Origin of the sequence: Cytobacillus kochii, from assembly GCF_044790165.1 — a bacterium.
GTDB classification, from domain to species: Bacteria; Bacillota; Bacilli; order Bacillales; family Cytobacillaceae; genus Cytobacillus; species Cytobacillus kochii.
In genome coordinates this window covers 1689005-1705430 of sequence record NZ_CP085254.1, presented here as the reverse complement: position 1 = coordinate 1705430, position 16426 = coordinate 1689005, and the positions used below count along the sequence as shown (strand labels likewise).

The 16426-nt window shown below is 37.2% G+C and carries 14 protein-coding genes and 1 pseudogene; 6 read left to right on the top strand and 9 right to left on the bottom strand.

Annotation, left to right across the window (positions count from 1 at the left end):
- Window positions 1-422: 422 nt before the first annotated feature.
- The gene (locus LG276_RS09025) at window positions 423-4745 is read left to right on the top strand and encodes a S8 family serine peptidase (RefSeq protein WP_404294138.1); all 4323 of its coding nucleotides are present in this window, start codon (window positions 423-425) and stop codon (window positions 4743-4745) included.
- 68 nt (window positions 4746-4813) lie between these two features.
- Here the strand turns inward: LG276_RS09025 and LG276_RS09020 are convergent.
- The 5 genes and pseudogenes from LG276_RS09020 to LG276_RS09000 form a co-directional block, all read right to left on the bottom strand.
- A pseudogene (locus LG276_RS09020) lies at window positions 4814-4894 on the bottom strand (YjcZ family sporulation protein); the annotation flags it as partial.
- Between the two features lie 113 nt (window positions 4895-5007).
- Window positions 5008-5109, bottom strand: coding sequence for a YjcZ family sporulation protein (locus LG276_RS09015; protein ID WP_224937794.1), 102 nt, complete (start codon window positions 5107-5109; stop codon window positions 5008-5010).
- Window positions 5110-5325: 216 nt separating this feature from the next.
- Entirely contained in the window at window positions 5326-5706 is a 381-nt protein-coding gene (locus LG276_RS09010) for a hypothetical protein (protein WP_251161386.1), read from the bottom strand.
- Window positions 5707-5793: 87 nt separating this feature from the next.
- Window positions 5794-6165, bottom strand: a complete 372-nt coding sequence (locus LG276_RS09005) for a hypothetical protein (RefSeq protein WP_404294134.1) — start codon at window positions 6163-6165, stop codon at window positions 5794-5796.
- Window positions 6166-6540: 375 nt separating this feature from the next.
- Entirely contained in the window at window positions 6541-7077 is a 537-nt protein-coding gene (locus LG276_RS09000; RefSeq protein ID WP_289433381.1) for a GbsR/MarR family transcriptional regulator, read from the bottom strand.
- 502 nt (window positions 7078-7579) lie between these two features.
- Between LG276_RS09000 and LG276_RS08995 the strand changes: the two genes are divergently transcribed.
- The 3 genes from LG276_RS08995 to LG276_RS08985 are packed head-to-tail and all read left to right on the top strand — an operon-like array spanning window position 7580 to window position 10575.
- The gene (locus LG276_RS08995) at window positions 7580-8833 is read left to right on the top strand and encodes a glycine betaine/L-proline ABC transporter ATP-binding protein (protein ID WP_404294131.1); all 1254 of its coding nucleotides are present in this window, start codon (window positions 7580-7582) and stop codon (window positions 8831-8833) included.
- Between the two features lie 2 nt (window positions 8834-8835).
- Complete coding sequence (locus tag LG276_RS08990; protein WP_224937790.1) at window positions 8836-9675, top strand: proline/glycine betaine ABC transporter permease; 840 nt, start codon at window positions 8836-8838, stop codon at window positions 9673-9675.
- A 12-nt stretch (window positions 9676-9687) separates the two neighbouring features.
- Window positions 9688-10575: a glycine betaine ABC transporter substrate-binding protein gene (locus LG276_RS08985; RefSeq protein WP_224937789.1), complete on the top strand. Its 888-nt coding sequence runs from the start codon at window positions 9688-9690 to the stop codon at window positions 10573-10575.
- A 54-nt stretch (window positions 10576-10629) separates the two neighbouring features.
- Here the strand turns inward: LG276_RS08985 and LG276_RS08980 are convergent, their stop codons facing one another.
- Both LG276_RS08980 and LG276_RS08975 read right to left on the bottom strand, forming a co-directional pair.
- A complete protein-coding gene (locus LG276_RS08980) occupies window positions 10630-12150 on the bottom strand; it encodes a flotillin family protein (RefSeq protein WP_224937788.1) in 1521 nt (506 codons plus the stop codon).
- 14 nt (window positions 12151-12164) lie between these two features.
- Window positions 12165-12692, bottom strand: a complete 528-nt coding sequence (locus tag LG276_RS08975) for an NfeD family protein (protein ID WP_224937787.1) — start codon at window positions 12690-12692, stop codon at window positions 12165-12167.
- Between the two features lie 178 nt (window positions 12693-12870).
- On the opposite strand from LG276_RS08975, the gene LG276_RS08970 reads away from it, so the two are divergent.
- Both LG276_RS08970 and LG276_RS08965 read left to right on the top strand, forming a co-directional pair.
- A complete protein-coding gene (locus tag LG276_RS08970) occupies window positions 12871-13170 on the top strand; it encodes a hypothetical protein (protein ID WP_224937786.1) in 300 nt (99 codons plus the stop codon).
- A gap of 56 nt (window positions 13171-13226) precedes the next feature.
- A complete protein-coding gene (locus LG276_RS08965) occupies window positions 13227-14021 on the top strand; it encodes a glycerophosphodiester phosphodiesterase (RefSeq protein ID WP_404294128.1) in 795 nt (264 codons plus the stop codon).
- A gap of 3 nt (window positions 14022-14024) precedes the next feature.
- Here the strand turns inward: LG276_RS08965 and LG276_RS08960 are convergent, their stop codons facing one another.
- On the bottom strand, window positions 14025-15467 hold the full coding sequence (locus LG276_RS08960) for a UDP-N-acetylmuramoyl-L-alanyl-D-glutamate--2,6-diaminopimelate ligase (RefSeq protein WP_404294125.1): 1443 nt from the start codon (window positions 15465-15467) through the stop codon (window positions 14025-14027).
- A gap of 96 nt (window positions 15468-15563) precedes the next feature.
- Window positions 15564-16331, bottom strand: coding sequence for a protein-glutamine gamma-glutamyltransferase (locus tag LG276_RS08955; protein WP_224937783.1), 768 nt, complete (start codon window positions 16329-16331; stop codon window positions 15564-15566).
- Between the last annotated feature and the right edge of the window lie 95 nt (window positions 16332-16426).

The window sequence follows — 16426 nt, the reverse complement described above, 5'->3', positions numbered from 1 at the left end:
CATAGAACGAACATCAAACTCCTCTCCTCTTACTATCGACCCTATACTTATGAACGCAATCAAAAGACTTATAAAAAATTGTAAGATTTTCCAACACAATTACTAATTACTTAATTTTCTAAAAATTTAATCAATTATCTGTCCTTTTTTTAGAAAACAAGCAAAGAATCGGCAAAAATTCTCATAGCATTGGATTCAAATGTACTAATTATTGATTTGTTCGCTATTACGATTAACTCATTTTAAAAAACGAACAAAAAATTCGACATTTTCCGACAACTTCGAAGCCCTTCGTTAGCTAGAGTGTTAATCATAAGGAGAGCTACTTTTATTTTAAAAAGTAAACACTCCTTCAATATATGAGGAGGTGAATAACAAGGATCATTCAAATATAATGAAAACATTTTTAGGAGGGGAATTACTTGAAGCGTAAAAGAAAAAATGGTTGGTTTCGTCTACTAAGTATTGCCATGATTGCTTTCTTAATCGTGCCAATGATGTTTCCTAGCATCAGCTCTGCTAGTAATAAAGGTGTAAGTACCTCTGTAGCAAAGTCAGCTAGTGAAGTAGCAGAAAACAAAATAAGCAAAACATTGACGAAAGAATTTAAAAAAGAAGAACAAGTCACATTTTTAGTGAAATTCAAAGAGAAAGCTGATCCTCAAAAATCAGCACAAAAAGCAGAAAAAGCTGCAGCTGCTCAAAAACAGTCTGCTGCTCAAGCAAAATATATGAAACGTTCAGCTATTGTTTCAGATATGAGAACAGTGGCAATTGAAACACAAGATAATGTGCTTTCTTACCTTGAAAAACAAGAAAAGAAAGGGAACGCAAAAGAAGTTCAATCTTTCTTTATCGTAAATGCGGTTGCTGTTACAGCAACTAAAGATGTAATGGAACAACTCGCTACTTTCCCTGAAGTGGAAAAAATTCTACCAAATGAAACAAGAAAGCTACATACACCAACGGTAGAAGAGCAAGCAAAAGCGGAAGAAGCTGGTAAGATCAATAATATTGAATGGAATATTGATCATATCGGAGCACCTGCTGTGTGGGAAATGGGCATAGACGGTTCAGGTACAGTTGTTGCTTCCATTGACACAGGTGTTCAATGGAATCACCCAGCATTAAAAGAGAAATATCGTGGGTTTGATCCTGCTAATCCAGAATCACCAAATCATGAGTACAATTTCTTCGACGCTGTAAGTGGCAATGAAGAATCTTATGATGACCACGGTCACGGTACACATGTAACGGGTACTATGGTTGGTTCTGAGCCAGACGGTGGCAACCAAATCGGTGTTGCGCCTGGCGCAGAATGGATTGCTGCTAAAGCATTAGATGCTGGCGGTAGCGGTTCTGATGCTCAATTAATTGCAGCTGGTGAGTGGATTTTAGCCCCTACAGATGCTGAAGGGAATCCAAACCCAGCAATGGCGCCAGATGTGGTTAACAATTCTTGGGGCGGCGGTCCTGGAATCGATGATTGGTATAGAGAAGTAGTTCAAGCATGGCGTGCTGCTGAAATCTTCCCTGAATTCTCTGCAGGAAATACAACTTTATTTAATCCAGGTGGTCCTGGTTCAGTTGCGAACCCTGGTAACTTACCAGAAGCGTACACAACTGGAGCAACGGACATCAATGATAACCTAGGAAGCTTTTCATTATTAGGACCTTCCCCTTATGGAGGCATTATTAAACCAGATATTTCAGCTCCTGGTGTAAATATCCGCTCATCGGTACCTGGCAGTGGATATGAAGGTGGCTGGAACGGGACTTCCATGGCAGGTCCACATGTTGCAGCTGTTGCAGCTCTTCTTAGACAAGTGAATGCAAGTTTAACTGTTGAAGATATGGAAGAGATTATTTCTTCTACTGCGATACCTTTAACAAATGAAACATATACAGAAGTACCTAACAATGGCTTCGGTAATGGATTAGTAAACGCTTACGATGCTGTTAACTCTATCTTAGATGGATTGGGGACAATTAAGGGTACTGTCGCTAAAGATGGCGAAGATGAAGAAGCACCAACATTAGAACATGAAGCAATTGAAGAAACTTATGCTGGTATGGATTTACCACTAGAAGTTTCAGCTGCTGACAATGTAAGTGTAACAAATGTAACCGTTGAATATACAGCTGCTGATGGAAGCACAAAAACAGTTACAGCTACACGTGATAGCGGGGATTACAAATCTGGCACGTATAGTACAGTTATTCCAGGAGATGACATTGCTGAACCTTCTGTCTCCTATAAATTCATTGTGACTGACTTCGGTGGAAACACTGTTGAAAGTGATATGTATGAGGTATCTGTATTGCCTGGTATTACAGTTGGCTATTCAACAGACTTTGAATCCACACCAGCTGGCTGGACTTCTTCTGGCGCCGCTAATAACTGGGAGTGGGGTGTACCGACTACAGGTCCTGAAAGTGCTTTCTCTGGAGAAAAAGTATTTGCAACTGGCTTAGACAGTCAATATGCAAGTAATGCAAACATGACACTTGTTATGCCTCCTATCGATTTACCAGAAGGAAATAGCTTTTTACAATTTAAACAATGGTATAACATCGAAAATAATTATGATTATGGCCATGTTTTCGTCTCAACAGACCAAGAAAATTGGACTCAACTTGCTAGATATACTAATCTTTCAAATGATTGGGTTGATGGCGAGGTTGATTTAAGTGAATATGCAGGTCAAAGGGTTTATATCGGCTTTAACTTAACAACTGATGGTTCTGTAACCAGACCTGGTTGGTACATTGATGATGTTGCATTAACAGACACACCACTTGAAACTGCGAAAACTGGAAAAGTTACATTAGAAAAGAAAGATACGAAAACTGAAGCAAAAAAAGACGCGAAACCAGTAAACGCTGATAAGATCCAACCTAATACGGAAAATGCTACAGTTGAAAAAGGATCTGACAAAAAAGCAACTCCTATGTCTTTACCACTTGGTGCAAAGGTGAGTGTACTTGAATCAGGTAGATCTGTAAATACGAACCCTGCTGATGGTTCTTACCAATTAGTTCACGCGGCTGGCGAATTTACTCTTTTAGCAGAAACATATGGATTTGCTTCAGAAACGCAAACCGTAAATGTTGAAGCAGATGGAGAAGCAGTTGCAAACTTCGTCTTAGATGAACTACCTCAAGGGACAATTAATGGTTCAGTAACAAATGAAAGAACAGGTGAACCAATTACTGGAGCAACTATCCTTCTTGTTGAGGATGCAAAAGTAACACCAGTTACAACAGATGAAAATGGTAACTATTCAATTACGGCTTATGAAGGTGAATACACTCTACGTGTAATGGCTAACTCTTATTCAAGTAAAGATGTGACGGTTACACTTGATGAAGAAAACGTGGAAGTAAATATCGAACTAAAGCCATTCATCGGTTTTGAAGGTGAAATTGGCTATGATGATGGTACAGCTGAAAACGCACGTGCATTCTATGATGCTGGCAATGGCTGGGGTGTTCGTATGAGTCTTGAAGAGGGTCAAGAATCTGCAATGGTTACTGGCGGTTTATTCCGATTCTGGGATACATCTTTTCCAACACCTGGTGGAACAGATTTCCAAGTTGCGATTTATGATGCAACAGACAATGGTACCCCTGGTGAAAAACTAGCTGGACCTATTGATGCAACAGCATTAAGAAATGGTGAATGGACACATGTCGATCTTGCCACTGAAGGTGTAACAGTAGATGGTGATTTCTTCATGGTTTATATTCAAACAGACCCTAACCCTAATGCTCCTGGATTAGGAACAGATGAGAATGGAGATAACGCTGGACGAAGCTTCCAATTAGTTGGTGGCGCTTGGTCAGCTTCACCTGCTGCTGAAGGAAATTATATGATTCGTGCGGTAGTAAACTATGAATTAACATCACCAACTATTACTTCCCCAGCTGATGGAAGTTATACTAATGAAGAAACAGTAACTGTGGAAGGTTCAACACAACCAAATGTGGATGTTAAAGTGTACAATGGTGATGAAGAAGCTGGAACAACAACTGCTAGTGCAGAGGGTGAATTCAGCTTAGATGTTGAATTAAATGAAGGTGAAAATGTCTTAACTGCTACAGGTGTAAGCGAGGTTGGTGAAACGGATCCTTCAGAGCCAGTGACAATTACATTAGATCAAGAAGCTCCATCACTTGCTATTACTAGTCCTGAAGATGGTTCGAAAACAAATAAAGAAGCGGTGACTGTAGAAGGAACGGTTTCTGATGACCACTTAGATACTGTTACAGTAAATGGCCAAAATGCAAATGTATCTGATGGTACATTCTCAAAACGTATTTTATTAGATGAAGGTACAAACGAAATTACAGTTGTTGCTACTGACGAAGCGGGTAACTCTTCGACTGAAACTGTAACAATTGAAGCCAAATACTCAAGCCTAGATATTGAAAATCTTCAACCAGGTGAAGATAGAGAATTAGCAGCTGGTCAAACAGTGAAAATTGAATTTGACAGCGAGCCAGGCTTAAAAGCAACATTTGCATTAAAAATGCCTTTAACAAACTTACGTGCACAAACCACAAACGTAAATGACCTACCAATTATGGAAACATCTCCAGGTCACTATGTTGGTTATTATACTGCAACTTCTAATGTTGTAGCTCCTGGTGCAGAAATTGAAGTCACTGTTAAAGATAGCTTTGGCAATAAAGCAACGGAAATCGCTGAAGGAAAACTTTATATTAATGCACCAATAGATTAATTATTTTGCCTAAATGAAATAAAAAGAGGGAGATGCCTTTATTGGCATCCCCTCTTTTTATTTAGCAATTATCTAAAACAAGCAGCTCCAACGATGATTAAAAGGATGAATAATACAACGATCAGTGCAAAACCGCCACCGAAACCGCCACATCCGCCACCGTATCCGTAACCGCCATAACCGCAGCCTCCACCGTAACCATACATAAAAAGATCTCCTCCTATTTTTTATATTTACCCTTTATCCCAAAACCTTTAGGTTATCAGTAGCCACCGTATCCCCAAGAAGCTCCAATAATCACTAACAAAATAAATAAAACAACTAGGAGTGCAAAGCCTCCACCGTATCCAAATCCTTCTGACATTTGAATAACCTCCTTTATCTTGATTCTATATATCCTATTCAACTAACCTAATATGTGCGATAGTCAAATGCACATTTTTAGGGCAAATAACTATAGGCTTATCCAAGAGGAGTGTATTTTCTGTCTCTTGAACCCATTCATCCAACTCTTACCGGTTTATATATAAATTGCTCGGCTTTCTTTTCTGGTTTACGTTCTGAAGAATGTCTTGCAAACCTACTTTGTGAAGCACTCATTTATCAATTTTCTACTGAGTGAACTGCTAATCCCTTTTCCGTAGCTCTCTCTCAACGATTTCCTTCTGAGTGACTTGCTAATCCCTTTTCCATAGCTCTCTTTCATCGATTTCCTTCTGAGTGACTTGCTAATTCTTTTTGCGAAGCACTCTCTCATCAATTTCCTTCTGAGTGACTTGCTAACCCCTTTTCCATAGCTCTCTCTCATCGATTTCCTTCTGAGTGACTTGCTAATTCTTTTTGCGAAGCACTCTCTCATCAATTTCCTTCTGAGTGACTTGCTAACCCCTTTTCCATAGCTCTCTTTCATCGATTTCCTTCTGAGTGACTTGCTAACCCCTTTTCCATAGCTCTCTTTCATCGATTTCCTTCTGAGTGACTTGCTAATCCCTTTTCCGTAGCACTCACCCTTCGATTTCCTTCTGAGTGACTTGCTAATCCCTTTTCCTTAGCACTCACTCATCGATTTCTTTCTGAGTGACTTGCTAATTCTTTTTGCGAAGCACTCATTCATCGTTTTTTTTCTGAGTGACTTGCTAACCCCTTTTCCGTAGCTCTCATTCATCGATTTCCTTCTGAGTGACTTGCTAACACCTTTTCCATAGCACTCTCTCATCGATTTCCTTCTGAGTGACTTGCTAATTCTTTTTGCGAAGCACTCTCTCATCAATTTCCTTCTGAGTGACTTGCTAACACCTTTTCCATAGCTCTCTTTCATCGATTTCCTTCTGAGTGACTTGCTAATCCCTTTTCCGTACCTCTCATTCATCGTTTTCCTTCTGAGTGACTTACTAACCCCTTTTCCGTACCTCTCATTCATCGTTTTCCTTCTGAATACGCGCAAGTCCATTCTGCTCGGCGTTCCTAATATTCTCATCCCCTGAATGCAGCGCATGTTAATATATATATGGTTATTAGTTATGTATGCACCTATGAGAACGGTGATTCTCCATACTGAGACGCTCCTTTTTTTGTCCACCCCTTTTATCTCAGTAACTGAGACCACATTTGATGTGAACCAACATTAAAAGCCACAGCAACTAGAGCTGTGGCTTTCAGAGTGTAGACAAACTTCTTTTTCAAAAATTCATTTGAAGAAAAAGGGGTTTTGTTTCTTTTTTAGTTATATATTTGGTGGTATCTGTTACGTAACAACACCATATATTGATAGGTTAGTAATTATATAAAACGTTATTTAAGAATTTCTTTCCTTTGTCACAAGTTGATAAATTTCACCTGTTTCAAAACTATTCACTAATCGCCCTAACCAATCATAATAATTTAGTGCCTCATGTAATTTTGTTACATCTTCACGAGCTGCTGCTAAAACCTCTTCTGGAGCATTTTCCTCTTCTAATAATAAATTGATTTCCTTTAATGATTTCTCGATTGCGGAAATATTCATGGAAATACTCGGTCTCCACTTCGTTGTAAAAAGATCAACAAATGTTTGATGCCAATCTTCTTCTGCTTGATACTGATCTTTTCTTGACCCTTTTCTCCATACTTTTTCCACCATTTTTAATTCTAATAAATTTCTTACAGAGGTACTCATACTGGTTTTACTCATACCTAATTCTTCTTTCATTTCATCTAACGTCATTGGTACTGCTTGAAAATATAATAAACCATATAATCTACCCACAGATGGCGTTATCCCGTATAAATTCATATTTTGAGAAATGGTTTCAATTACTCTTTCTCTTGCTTTGTCTAACCTTTCTTCATACATTGTTTCATCATCACACCCATTTTTATTTCATTGATATTAATTATTGTTCATTATAGTTAACTAAAACCTGTCATGTCGAGAAACTTATAATGTTAGCTTATCATTTTTTCCTCCTATGTAAAGAAAGCACAACAATTGGAATATCGAGCATTCGAGAGCATTTATAAGAATTCACTGTATACAGTTCGTACAGTTTTTACTGTACAAACTATATTATAGAATATGCTAATATATGAACTTTGCTCTTATTTCTCTAAACTCCTACAATTAAGGAGGTCGTAATTCACAGGAAAATAGAACGAGGATTCATAATTAAGAATGATGAAAATTGTCTCATTTTGTAGTTTTTGTTACAAAACGATTAATAATATAACGGTTTGGTTGCGTATATTTCACAAAGTAGGTAAATACAAAAAGTACCTAATAACAAAAACCATTACATTCGAATATGATCCAAATCCTGTAAAAACAAACATATATAAGTTTAAAACGAGGTGAAACAATGGATGAGAGAGCAAAAAAAATTAGCGTAAGTCAAGTATCAAAAATATTTGGCAAAAACACTAAAAAGGCCACTCAACTCTTAAATGAGGGCCAAAGTAAAAATGAAATTCTTAAACAGACGGGTGCAACCATTGGTGTTAACCAAGCCAATTTTGATGTTTATGATAGTGAAATTTTCGTCATAATGGGACTTTCTGGTAGTGGTAAATCTACATTAGTAAGAACCCTCAACCGACTCATCGAACCAACAACTGGAGACATTTTTATTGATGGAAAGAACATTACAAAAATGTCCAAGGACGAACTAAGAGAAACTCGAAGAAAGAAAATAAGCATGGTTTTTCAAAAGTTTGCCCTACTCCCCCATCGTACCATTCTAGAAAATACAGAATATGGCTTAGAAATTCAAGGAATGGCCAAGGATATCCGTAAACAAAAAGCACTTGATGCATTAAAACTTGTTGGACTTGAAGGTTATGAGAATCAATATCCTGATCAACTAAGTGGTGGTATGCAACAGCGTGTTGGGTTAGCAAGAGCTTTAGCAAATGATACGGATATTTTATTAATGGATGAAGCTTTTAGCGCTCTTGACCCGTTAATTCGAAAAGATATGCAAGATGAACTCCTTGATTTACAAAGCTCGATGGCAAAAACGATTGTCTTCATTACACATGACTTAGATGAAGCGCTAAGAATCGGGGATAGGATTGCATTGATGAAAGATGGTGCCATTGTACAAATTGGTACACCTGAAGAGATTTTGATGAACCCATCTAATCAATATGTTGAAAGATTCGTTGAAGATGTGGATTTATCGAAAGTACTTACAGCTCAACATGTAATGAAGAGAGCGGAAACTGTGCAGGTAGATAAAGGACCAAGAGTAGCCCTACAATTAATGAAGAAACTAGGTATTTCAAGTATTTATGCTGTTGATAAAAAGAAAAATATTCGCGGTATTGTCCATGCAACAGCAGCAAAAGAAGCAGTTGATTCAGGAAAAACAATCGAAGAGATATTAGATACAAGTTATCAAACAGTAACGGAAGATACCGTACTTACAGATCTCTTTGATATTGTTTCTACTGCCTCCATTCCTGTAGCAGTGGTAAACGAAAATGGCCGCTTGAACGGTATTCTCGTTCGTGGTGCCGTAATTGCTGCACTCGCAGGCAATAACGATGCCATTAATGATTTTGAACATGATACGAGTACAACTCAAGATCAATCTATTAAGGAGGTGTACTAATCATGGAAGAAAGCTTTATTCCTAAAATTCCCGTCGCAAGCTGGATAGATGCCTTTGTAGATTGGCTGACTGTTACTTTTGCGATTGTATTTGACGGTATTACGATTGCACTTGAAGCGATTGTAAATGGTATGAATACAGTGTTAATGGTTATCCCAGCATTGATTTTAATCATTATTTTAGCATTACTTGCGTGGAAATTGGCTAGCAAGGGCATTGCTCTTTTCACATTGATTGGACTGTTATTAATACAAAATCTCGGCTATTGGGAAGGTATGTTACAAACTCTATCCCTTGTCTTAACATCGGTTATTATTACCGTCATTATTGGACTACCAATAGGTGTTTGGGCTTCACAAAAAAGAACTGTACAACAAATTGTTACACCCATTCTTGACTTTATGCAGACTATGCCGGCATTCGTTTATTTAATTCCAGCTATATTCTTCTTTAGTATTGGGGTTGTACCAGGTGTAGTTGCCTCTGTCATTTTTGCTGTACCACCGACTATCCGTTTGACCATTCTTGGGATTCAACAAGTCCCTACCGATATTATTGAAGCAACTGAAGCTTTTGGATCAACTGTTAAACAACGATTACTAAAAGTACAACTACCGTTAGCAACACCGACGATTATGGCAGGTATTAACCAAAGTATTATGCTTTCTTTATCAATGGTTGTTATCGCATCAATGGTTGGTGCGCCAGGTTTAGGTGCGGATGTTTATCGTGCAGTAACACAGATTCAAATTGGTACAGGTTTTGAAGCAGGTCTTGCGATTGTCGTTATGGCTATTATCCTTGACAGGCTTACTCAAAATATAGGAAAGAAAAAAAACTAGGAGGACTCTAACATGAAGAAAAAATGGTTATCTTACTTAATGGTTCCGGCTGTCGCATTAGGACTAGCAGCATGTGGATCAAATGAAACAGACGAAAATGCAACTGTAGGAGATCAGGTTGATCACGAAATTATTGGTATCGACCCTGGTGCAGGCATTATGAAAGCGGCAAATTCAACACTTGAAGAATATGAATTAAGTGATTGGACTTTAGTTGAAGGCTCTAGTGCGGCAATGACAGCTTCATTGAAAAAGGCTTATAATGCTGAAGAACCTATTATTATTACAGGCTGGAGTCCACATTGGATGTTCTCACAATTTGATCTAAAATATTTAGAAGACCCTAAAGGTACTTTTGGAGAAGAGGAAAATATCCATACAATCGTTAGAAATGGTCTAGCTGAGGACAAGCCAAGCGCTTATCAAGTATTAGATGCTTTCAATTGGGATGAAGAACACATGAATGATGTGATGGTGAAGATTTCGGAAGGACAAGATCCTGCAGAAGCAGCAGCTGAATGGGTTGAGAATAACCAAGACCTCGTATCAGAATGGACTGATGGTGTTGAATCTGTTGATGGTGAAAAACTTAGCTTAGGCTATGTTGCTTGGGATACTGAAATCGCAAGTACAAATGTAATCAGTAAAGTTTTAACTGATTTAGGTTACGATGTAACTCTTAGTCAAGTTGAGGCGGGTCCAATGTGGACTGGTGTTGCTGAAGGTAGTCTTGATGCCCATGTTGCTGGATGGTTACCTTTAACTCATGCTGATTATTATGATAAATTTGAAGGTAAATTTGAAGATCTCGGTTCTAACTTAGAAGGAACGAAATTAGGAATAGTTGTACCTGAATATATGGATATTGATTCTATTGAAGATTTAAAAACAGCTGAATAAATGAATACAAAACAGCAGTGAGTTAATGCTCACTGCTGTTTTTTTCACCCACTATTACGCTTCCTTTTTATGATTTTCCGTTTTAATATCCATGCCTAATTGCTCAATGCTTTGTTTAATATTGGATTTGCCTGAGAAATTTTCAATTAATTCCTTAATATCCAAGCCTGACGATGCCTTCACAGATTCTTGCATTGTTGTCATTAGGTCAGTGGCATAGCCTGTCACTTTATTCGCTCCACCTTTTGCTCCACTACCAGTATCTACAACTGTAATTTTATCAATATTAGATAGTGGACTTGCCACTTCTTTCGCGTATGCTGGTAACATTTGAATAACCATATCCATAATCGCTGCATGCCCATACTGCTCAAATGCCTCAGCGATTTTTCTTTTTGCTTCTGCTTCTGCTAAACCTTTCAAGCGAATAATTTCAGCTTCTGACTCACCTTGTGCCTTTTGTGCTTCTGCTTTGGCTAACCCATCTGCACGTACTCTTTCTGCTTCTGCACGCGCCTCTGATTCTATTCGATATTGATGCGCATCTGCTTGGGCAATTTGTTTCCGTTTTTCAGCTTCTGCTGACTGTTCCACTGAATAACGATCTGCGTCTGCTTTTTTCTTGACTTCGGAATCGTACTGTCTTTCTCTTCGTAGTATTTCCTTTTCTTCTAATTCAATCGATTTCTGTCTCTCAATAATTTTAATTTGCATTTCTTGCTCTGTTACTTCTTGTTTTGCTCTCGCTGTTTCTAAATCATAGGCTTGGTCAGCTCGTGCCTTAGCGATATCTTGATCACGACGATAATCCGCCATTTTCATTTGATTCTCTTTTTCAGCCTCAGCGATTTCCGTCGCTCTTTCTAATTCTGCTTTTTGTGCATCTTTATCGGCTTCTGCTCGCTTTATTCGCGTTTCTTTTTCTGCTTCTGCCGTAGCAATGTCTGCATCTCTTCTTACCTGGGCAATCCTCGGTTTACCTAATGAATCCAGATAGCCATTTTTATCTCTTACATCTTTGATAGTAAATGAAACGATAATTAAACCCATTTTCGCTAAGTCTTGCGAAGCGACGCGCTGAACTTCTTGTGAAAATTTATCACGATTTTTGTAAATTTCTTCTACTGTCATTGAACCAAGTATTGAGCGTAAATGACCTTCTAATACTTCTTTCGCTTCATTTTCACGATCTTCTTTCGTTTTTCCTAAGAATTGTTCTGCCGCAGTCGCAATTTCACCAATCGAGCCACCAATCTTAATAATAGCCGTTCCATCTGCCATAACAGGTACACCCTGTTCTGTATATACTTCTGGAGTTGAGACTTCTAATTTGCTTGATAATAAGCTAAGAGGCTCTGCTTGCTGGAAAACAGGTAATACAAACGCTCCTCCACCACGAATAATTTTAATACGATTACCTGCTTCATCTACATGTACATTCTTATTGCCCAAGTAACTACCTGTCACAATTAAAGCTTCATCTGGTCCAGCAGTACGATATTTCGTAACAAAAATTCCTAATAGCGCAACAATTAAAACCGCTACAATTCCTATAACAATCCATATTAAAAGCATAGGTTTCTCCTCCTTTATATCTGTTCATGTGTCGTAACAATGACTCGACTTTCTTTTACCTCAATGACTAATACTTTTTCGCCATTAGCGATTGCCTGCCCATTAAGGCTTTCAGCTGTTTTAGAAATTCTACCTGAATAGCTCTCAATCAATACTTCACCATAGCCCTTTTCTGGGATTGGTATGATAATAACTCCTACCCGTCCCCTTAACGAGTCTTCTGAATAGACAAGCGATTCTTCAGCAGATGACATTGGAACAAGTATAAACACATTTAATAGTACGGAAAAAATAAAGGCAATAATTACAGAGATTAATGCAATGGGAATACTATTCAACGAAGTTAATACTTCAAATAAATAACCACTTGCTGATAAAAAGACGATAAAGGCAAGTATTAATATTGGATTAAGAAAAGGGCTAGCCTCCTCTATTCCACCTAATACATCCCCAAAAAAGAATAAAAGAATAATTAGTACTCCTGAGATAATCAACGCATACAAATACAGTGTTTCAACGGATAGGTTTAAAAAAACTTCCATCATCATCATCCTTGTTTTCTATACTTTCCTTTCTTTCACACAAATTCACACTCCCCCTCGTAAAAAAATAGGTTGTAACATACATACGAATGAGCGGGCGATTGGTTTCAAATTTTTCATAATTTGTCATGATTTTCTTCCATCTGAATATGTTGAATATAGAATAGGAGGGAACTGTTTGACACGTCAAGAAAGGAATAGAAAGCAACATTTTAATTTAGATAAAATACTGATTCTTCTCATAGCACTTATGATTACTGCTATTACATCACTTTACTTTTATAGTAGAAGTATCATTGTTATTGAAGCACCTAAGACTGATTATGGCGAGAAAATTGTTGTTCAACTACCTTCAGGGCAAAAAGTGTTTACCTATGAAAAATTAGTAGTAAAGAAGGATGGTAAGCTAATATATCAAGGGGAACATCAAACAATCGCATTGACTGGTGGTAAAATTAAATATGAGGACTGGGATTGACAACAGGTGTCATCGTCATTTACGATAAGCAAAAATCATGAGAAAGGGGCATCAGAATGAGACAAGTGAGAAGAGCTTATCATACGATTAATGCTAAATTGGCATTAATGTTTAAGAAACAAAACAAGTTCTTTCATCCCAGCTTTCAAAAAATTGCTCATAGAGGTGCTGCCGGAACATGTCCAGAGAATACCATGATTGCTTTTGAGCGTGCGCTTCAATTAGGTGCTGACATGATTGAATTAGATATCCAGTTAACTAAAGACCGACAAATCGTTGTCATACATGATGCAACAATTGATCGAACAACAAATGGGACAGGTAAAGTATCTGATTATACATATGAAGAGTTATGCCAATTTGATGCCGGGAGTTGGTTCTCTCAAACCTTCCAAGGTGAAAAAATTCCATTACTCAAAGATGTATTGAATAAATATTACAATCAAATAGGTATTTTAATTGAATTAAAAAAGCCTGAAAAAAACCCAGGCATTGAAAGCTTACTACATTCTTTACTGATGCAATATTCTACTGATTCAATCATAATTCAGTCTTTCAACCTCGACTCACTAAGGAAGATAAAAACGCTCATGCCCTCGGTGAAATTGGCCTTATTAGTCAATTACCCCCTTCAAACTAAAGACATAAAAAGAATAGCGCAGGAATTTGATTATGTGAGTTTGAAGTGGACAATGGTAAACAAAAAAGTGATGTCCGCAATGAAACAAGCTCAATTAAGAACAATTATCTGGACAATTAATACTAAAAAACAATTAGCTAGTGTGAGGTGTTGGGATATTGACGCAATTGTCACTGATCATTTATCGTTAATAGCTCAAAGTGAGGAATAAATATTAACGATCTTCACCTTTTTCCCATTCTATTAAATATTGGATGGTTTCAATGTCATTTTTCGTTTGAAGGTGAAAAATATCTTGGTAATTCTCATGCCCCTTCCCTATAACAAATATCCAATCACCACTTCCTCCTATTTCCCACATTTTCTTTATAGCCATTGTACGATCCATTATGACTTCCCCATTTGTAAATGGTTTTGTTAAGTTATTTAACTCTTCTTCTACAACCGTTTTACTCTCCCCATTTATATCATCTGATGTCAGGATAAACTGCCGACAATAAGTAGATGCCACTTTCACCATTTTAACTCGCTTGCTTTTATCCCTTTTCCCTCGAAATCCAAAAACCATATATATTTTTTTTGCTCTATTTTCCTTAGCTGTTTGAAGAAGGTAGGTGAGAGCATCTTCTGTATGAGCATAATCAATAATAAATACGGCCCCTTTCTTATTATGAAATCTCTCCCATCTACCAGGTACCCCTCTAAAATTCATTAATCCTTGCGATATTACCTCTTTTGATATGCCCGATTCAAGACAAGCAGCAATAGCGATAGCTGTATTATAAAGGTTATGTTTCCCCGGTAATGGTGAATCTGCTACAATAGTATCTCTTTTAACATTTGATAATTTCAACTGATATTTTGCATCTTTAAACATGAGCTGCAACTCATAATCCCCAGCTGTACCAATTGTTTTTATTTTATTATGCTCCTGCTCAAGTGCTATTTTCGCTCCCCATGTATCCTCAATGTTTACTAATCCAACACCTTCATCTTTTAGTAGAGAAAAGATTTTCTTTTTCTCGTTGTAATACTCTTCAATCGTATGATGATAATCCATATGGTCATGAGTTAAATTTGTAAAAATAGCTATATCAAGCTGTAATCCTTCTGTACGATGTTGATGGAGTGCATGGGATGAAATTTCTAGTATGATAAAATCATCCCTACTTTCGGCTAATAAAGATTGTAGTTCTAATGCGTCTGGAGTTGTATTTTTAGCTTTTTTTGTTTGGTTATTAATATTATTTTCTATCGTGCCTATCATTCCACAAGAATACCCTGCTTCTTTCAGGAGATGGTGGATGAGATAAGCTGTAGTTGTTTTACCGTTTGTGCCCGTTATCCCAATTAAGCGATGTTTTTTGCTGGGGTGCGCATAAAATATGCTTGCTAAAATACCTAATGTTTTTCTAGAATCCCGAACTGTAATATACGGAACAGTGAGCGATAATCGCTTTTCCCCTATCACAGCAATCGCTCCATTTTTAATTGCTTCTTCTATATATTTATGACCATCCTTTTCAAAACCGGAAATGGCAATAAATAAATATCCTCGTTTTACTTTCCTTGAATCTGTTGTTAAACCGTTCACTAGTTCATGATCACTTTCTTTTAAGTCCGTTTGTAATAAGTTAAATACATCAATTAATTTCATTATAAAAAACTCCTTAAGGCACCAATAAAGTTACTATTTTTTGTATGCCCACGAACAAAAAAAATATGCCTTTATGAGACATATTAAGTATTACTATTAAAGTAATTGGAAAATAGAAGAATCGTAATTCTGATGTGGTACTCTACGTGCAAATTGTGAAAGGTATTTGTAACTTAAGCGACTATGTTGTGAAATAAGATACGCATCCTGTGTCGATCCTGGCTTTCTTAGCGTATTCAACGCTTCTATCATCCCTCTCTCACTTTCCAATCCTACTCCGTGTCCAAAGTATCGGTCATTACCTAAATAGACTGCATTTTCTCCCGTCCATATTGGATGTTCGAAATCGGGATTATAAAAGTAAACAACATCTCCTGGGATGAAATCTCTTCCTATCCGTGTATCTATACCTAAGTCTTGATCATAATTCCAATCCCAAACTAAAAGACCTTGAAATAACGTGTTAAATCGACTAATCGAAATCGAATCCAATACTGATTTATAAAATAACAATACAATAGCTGTAGAACATTCAAATGCATATAAGTGGCTATTATGAAACACGTCCATTATCGCATCCGAGGGTAATATATATGGTTTTAATACATAACCGTACTTCGTTTTTGTCCAAATCTGAGGATTAAATCTTGATACATCAAATGGAGCGAACTCTGCTTTACTTTCATGTAATTGGTAAGCGGCTTGAATTAGTTTTTCTCTTAATAGTAGCTCAAATTCAAAAACAAAAGCAGAATCATAAAAAAATTGCTGTGGTGAAGAATCAAGCGCTCTATAAATATCTTGTTGTATAGGACTAAATGAATGAATAGGGGGCTTCTCCTGTGACTGAATAATAATGGTCATAAACACTTACCTCCCTTTATTTATTTTTCTTCTGACAACATATAATACCAAATTATGTTCTGCCCCGTTCAGAGGTTCATAATAGCCAATAATAA

Excerpts from the sequence above, each read along its gene's own strand:
- LG276_RS09015 (WP_224937794.1), bottom strand. The coding sequence starts at position 5,109 with ATGTCAGAAGGATTTGGATACGGTGGAGGCTTTGCACTCCTAGTTGTT.
- LG276_RS09010 (WP_251161386.1), bottom strand. The coding sequence starts at position 5,706 with ATGAAAGAGAGCTATGGAAAAGGGGTTAGCAAGTCACTCAGAAGGAAA.
- LG276_RS09005 (WP_404294134.1), bottom strand. The coding sequence starts at position 6,165 with ATGAATGAGAGGTACGGAAAAGGGGTTAGTAAGTCACTCAGAAGGAAA.
- LG276_RS09000 (WP_289433381.1), bottom strand. The coding sequence starts at position 7,077 with ATGTATGAAGAAAGGTTAGACAAAGCAAGAGAAAGAGTAATTGAAACC.
- LG276_RS08995 (WP_404294131.1), top strand. The coding sequence starts at position 7,580 with ATGGATGAGAGAGCAAAAAAAATTAGCGTAAGTCAAGTATCAAAAATA.
- LG276_RS08990 (WP_224937790.1), top strand. The coding sequence starts at position 8,836 with ATGGAAGAAAGCTTTATTCCTAAAATTCCCGTCGCAAGCTGGATAGAT.
- LG276_RS08985 (WP_224937789.1), top strand. The coding sequence starts at position 9,688 with ATGAAGAAAAAATGGTTATCTTACTTAATGGTTCCGGCTGTCGCATTA.
- LG276_RS08980 (WP_224937788.1), bottom strand. The coding sequence starts at position 12,150 with ATGCTTTTAATATGGATTGTTATAGGAATTGTAGCGGTTTTAATTGTT.
- LG276_RS08975 (WP_224937787.1), bottom strand. The coding sequence starts at position 12,692 with ATGGAAGTTTTTTTAAACCTATCCGTTGAAACACTGTATTTGTATGCG.
- LG276_RS08965 (WP_404294128.1), top strand. The coding sequence starts at position 13,227 with ATGAGACAAGTGAGAAGAGCTTATCATACGATTAATGCTAAATTGGCA.
- LG276_RS08960 (WP_404294125.1), bottom strand. The coding sequence starts at position 15,467 with ATGAAATTAATTGATGTATTTAACTTATTACAAACGGACTTAAAAGAA.
- LG276_RS08955 (WP_224937783.1), bottom strand. The coding sequence starts at position 16,331 with ATGACCATTATTATTCAGTCACAGGAGAAGCCCCCTATTCATTCATTT.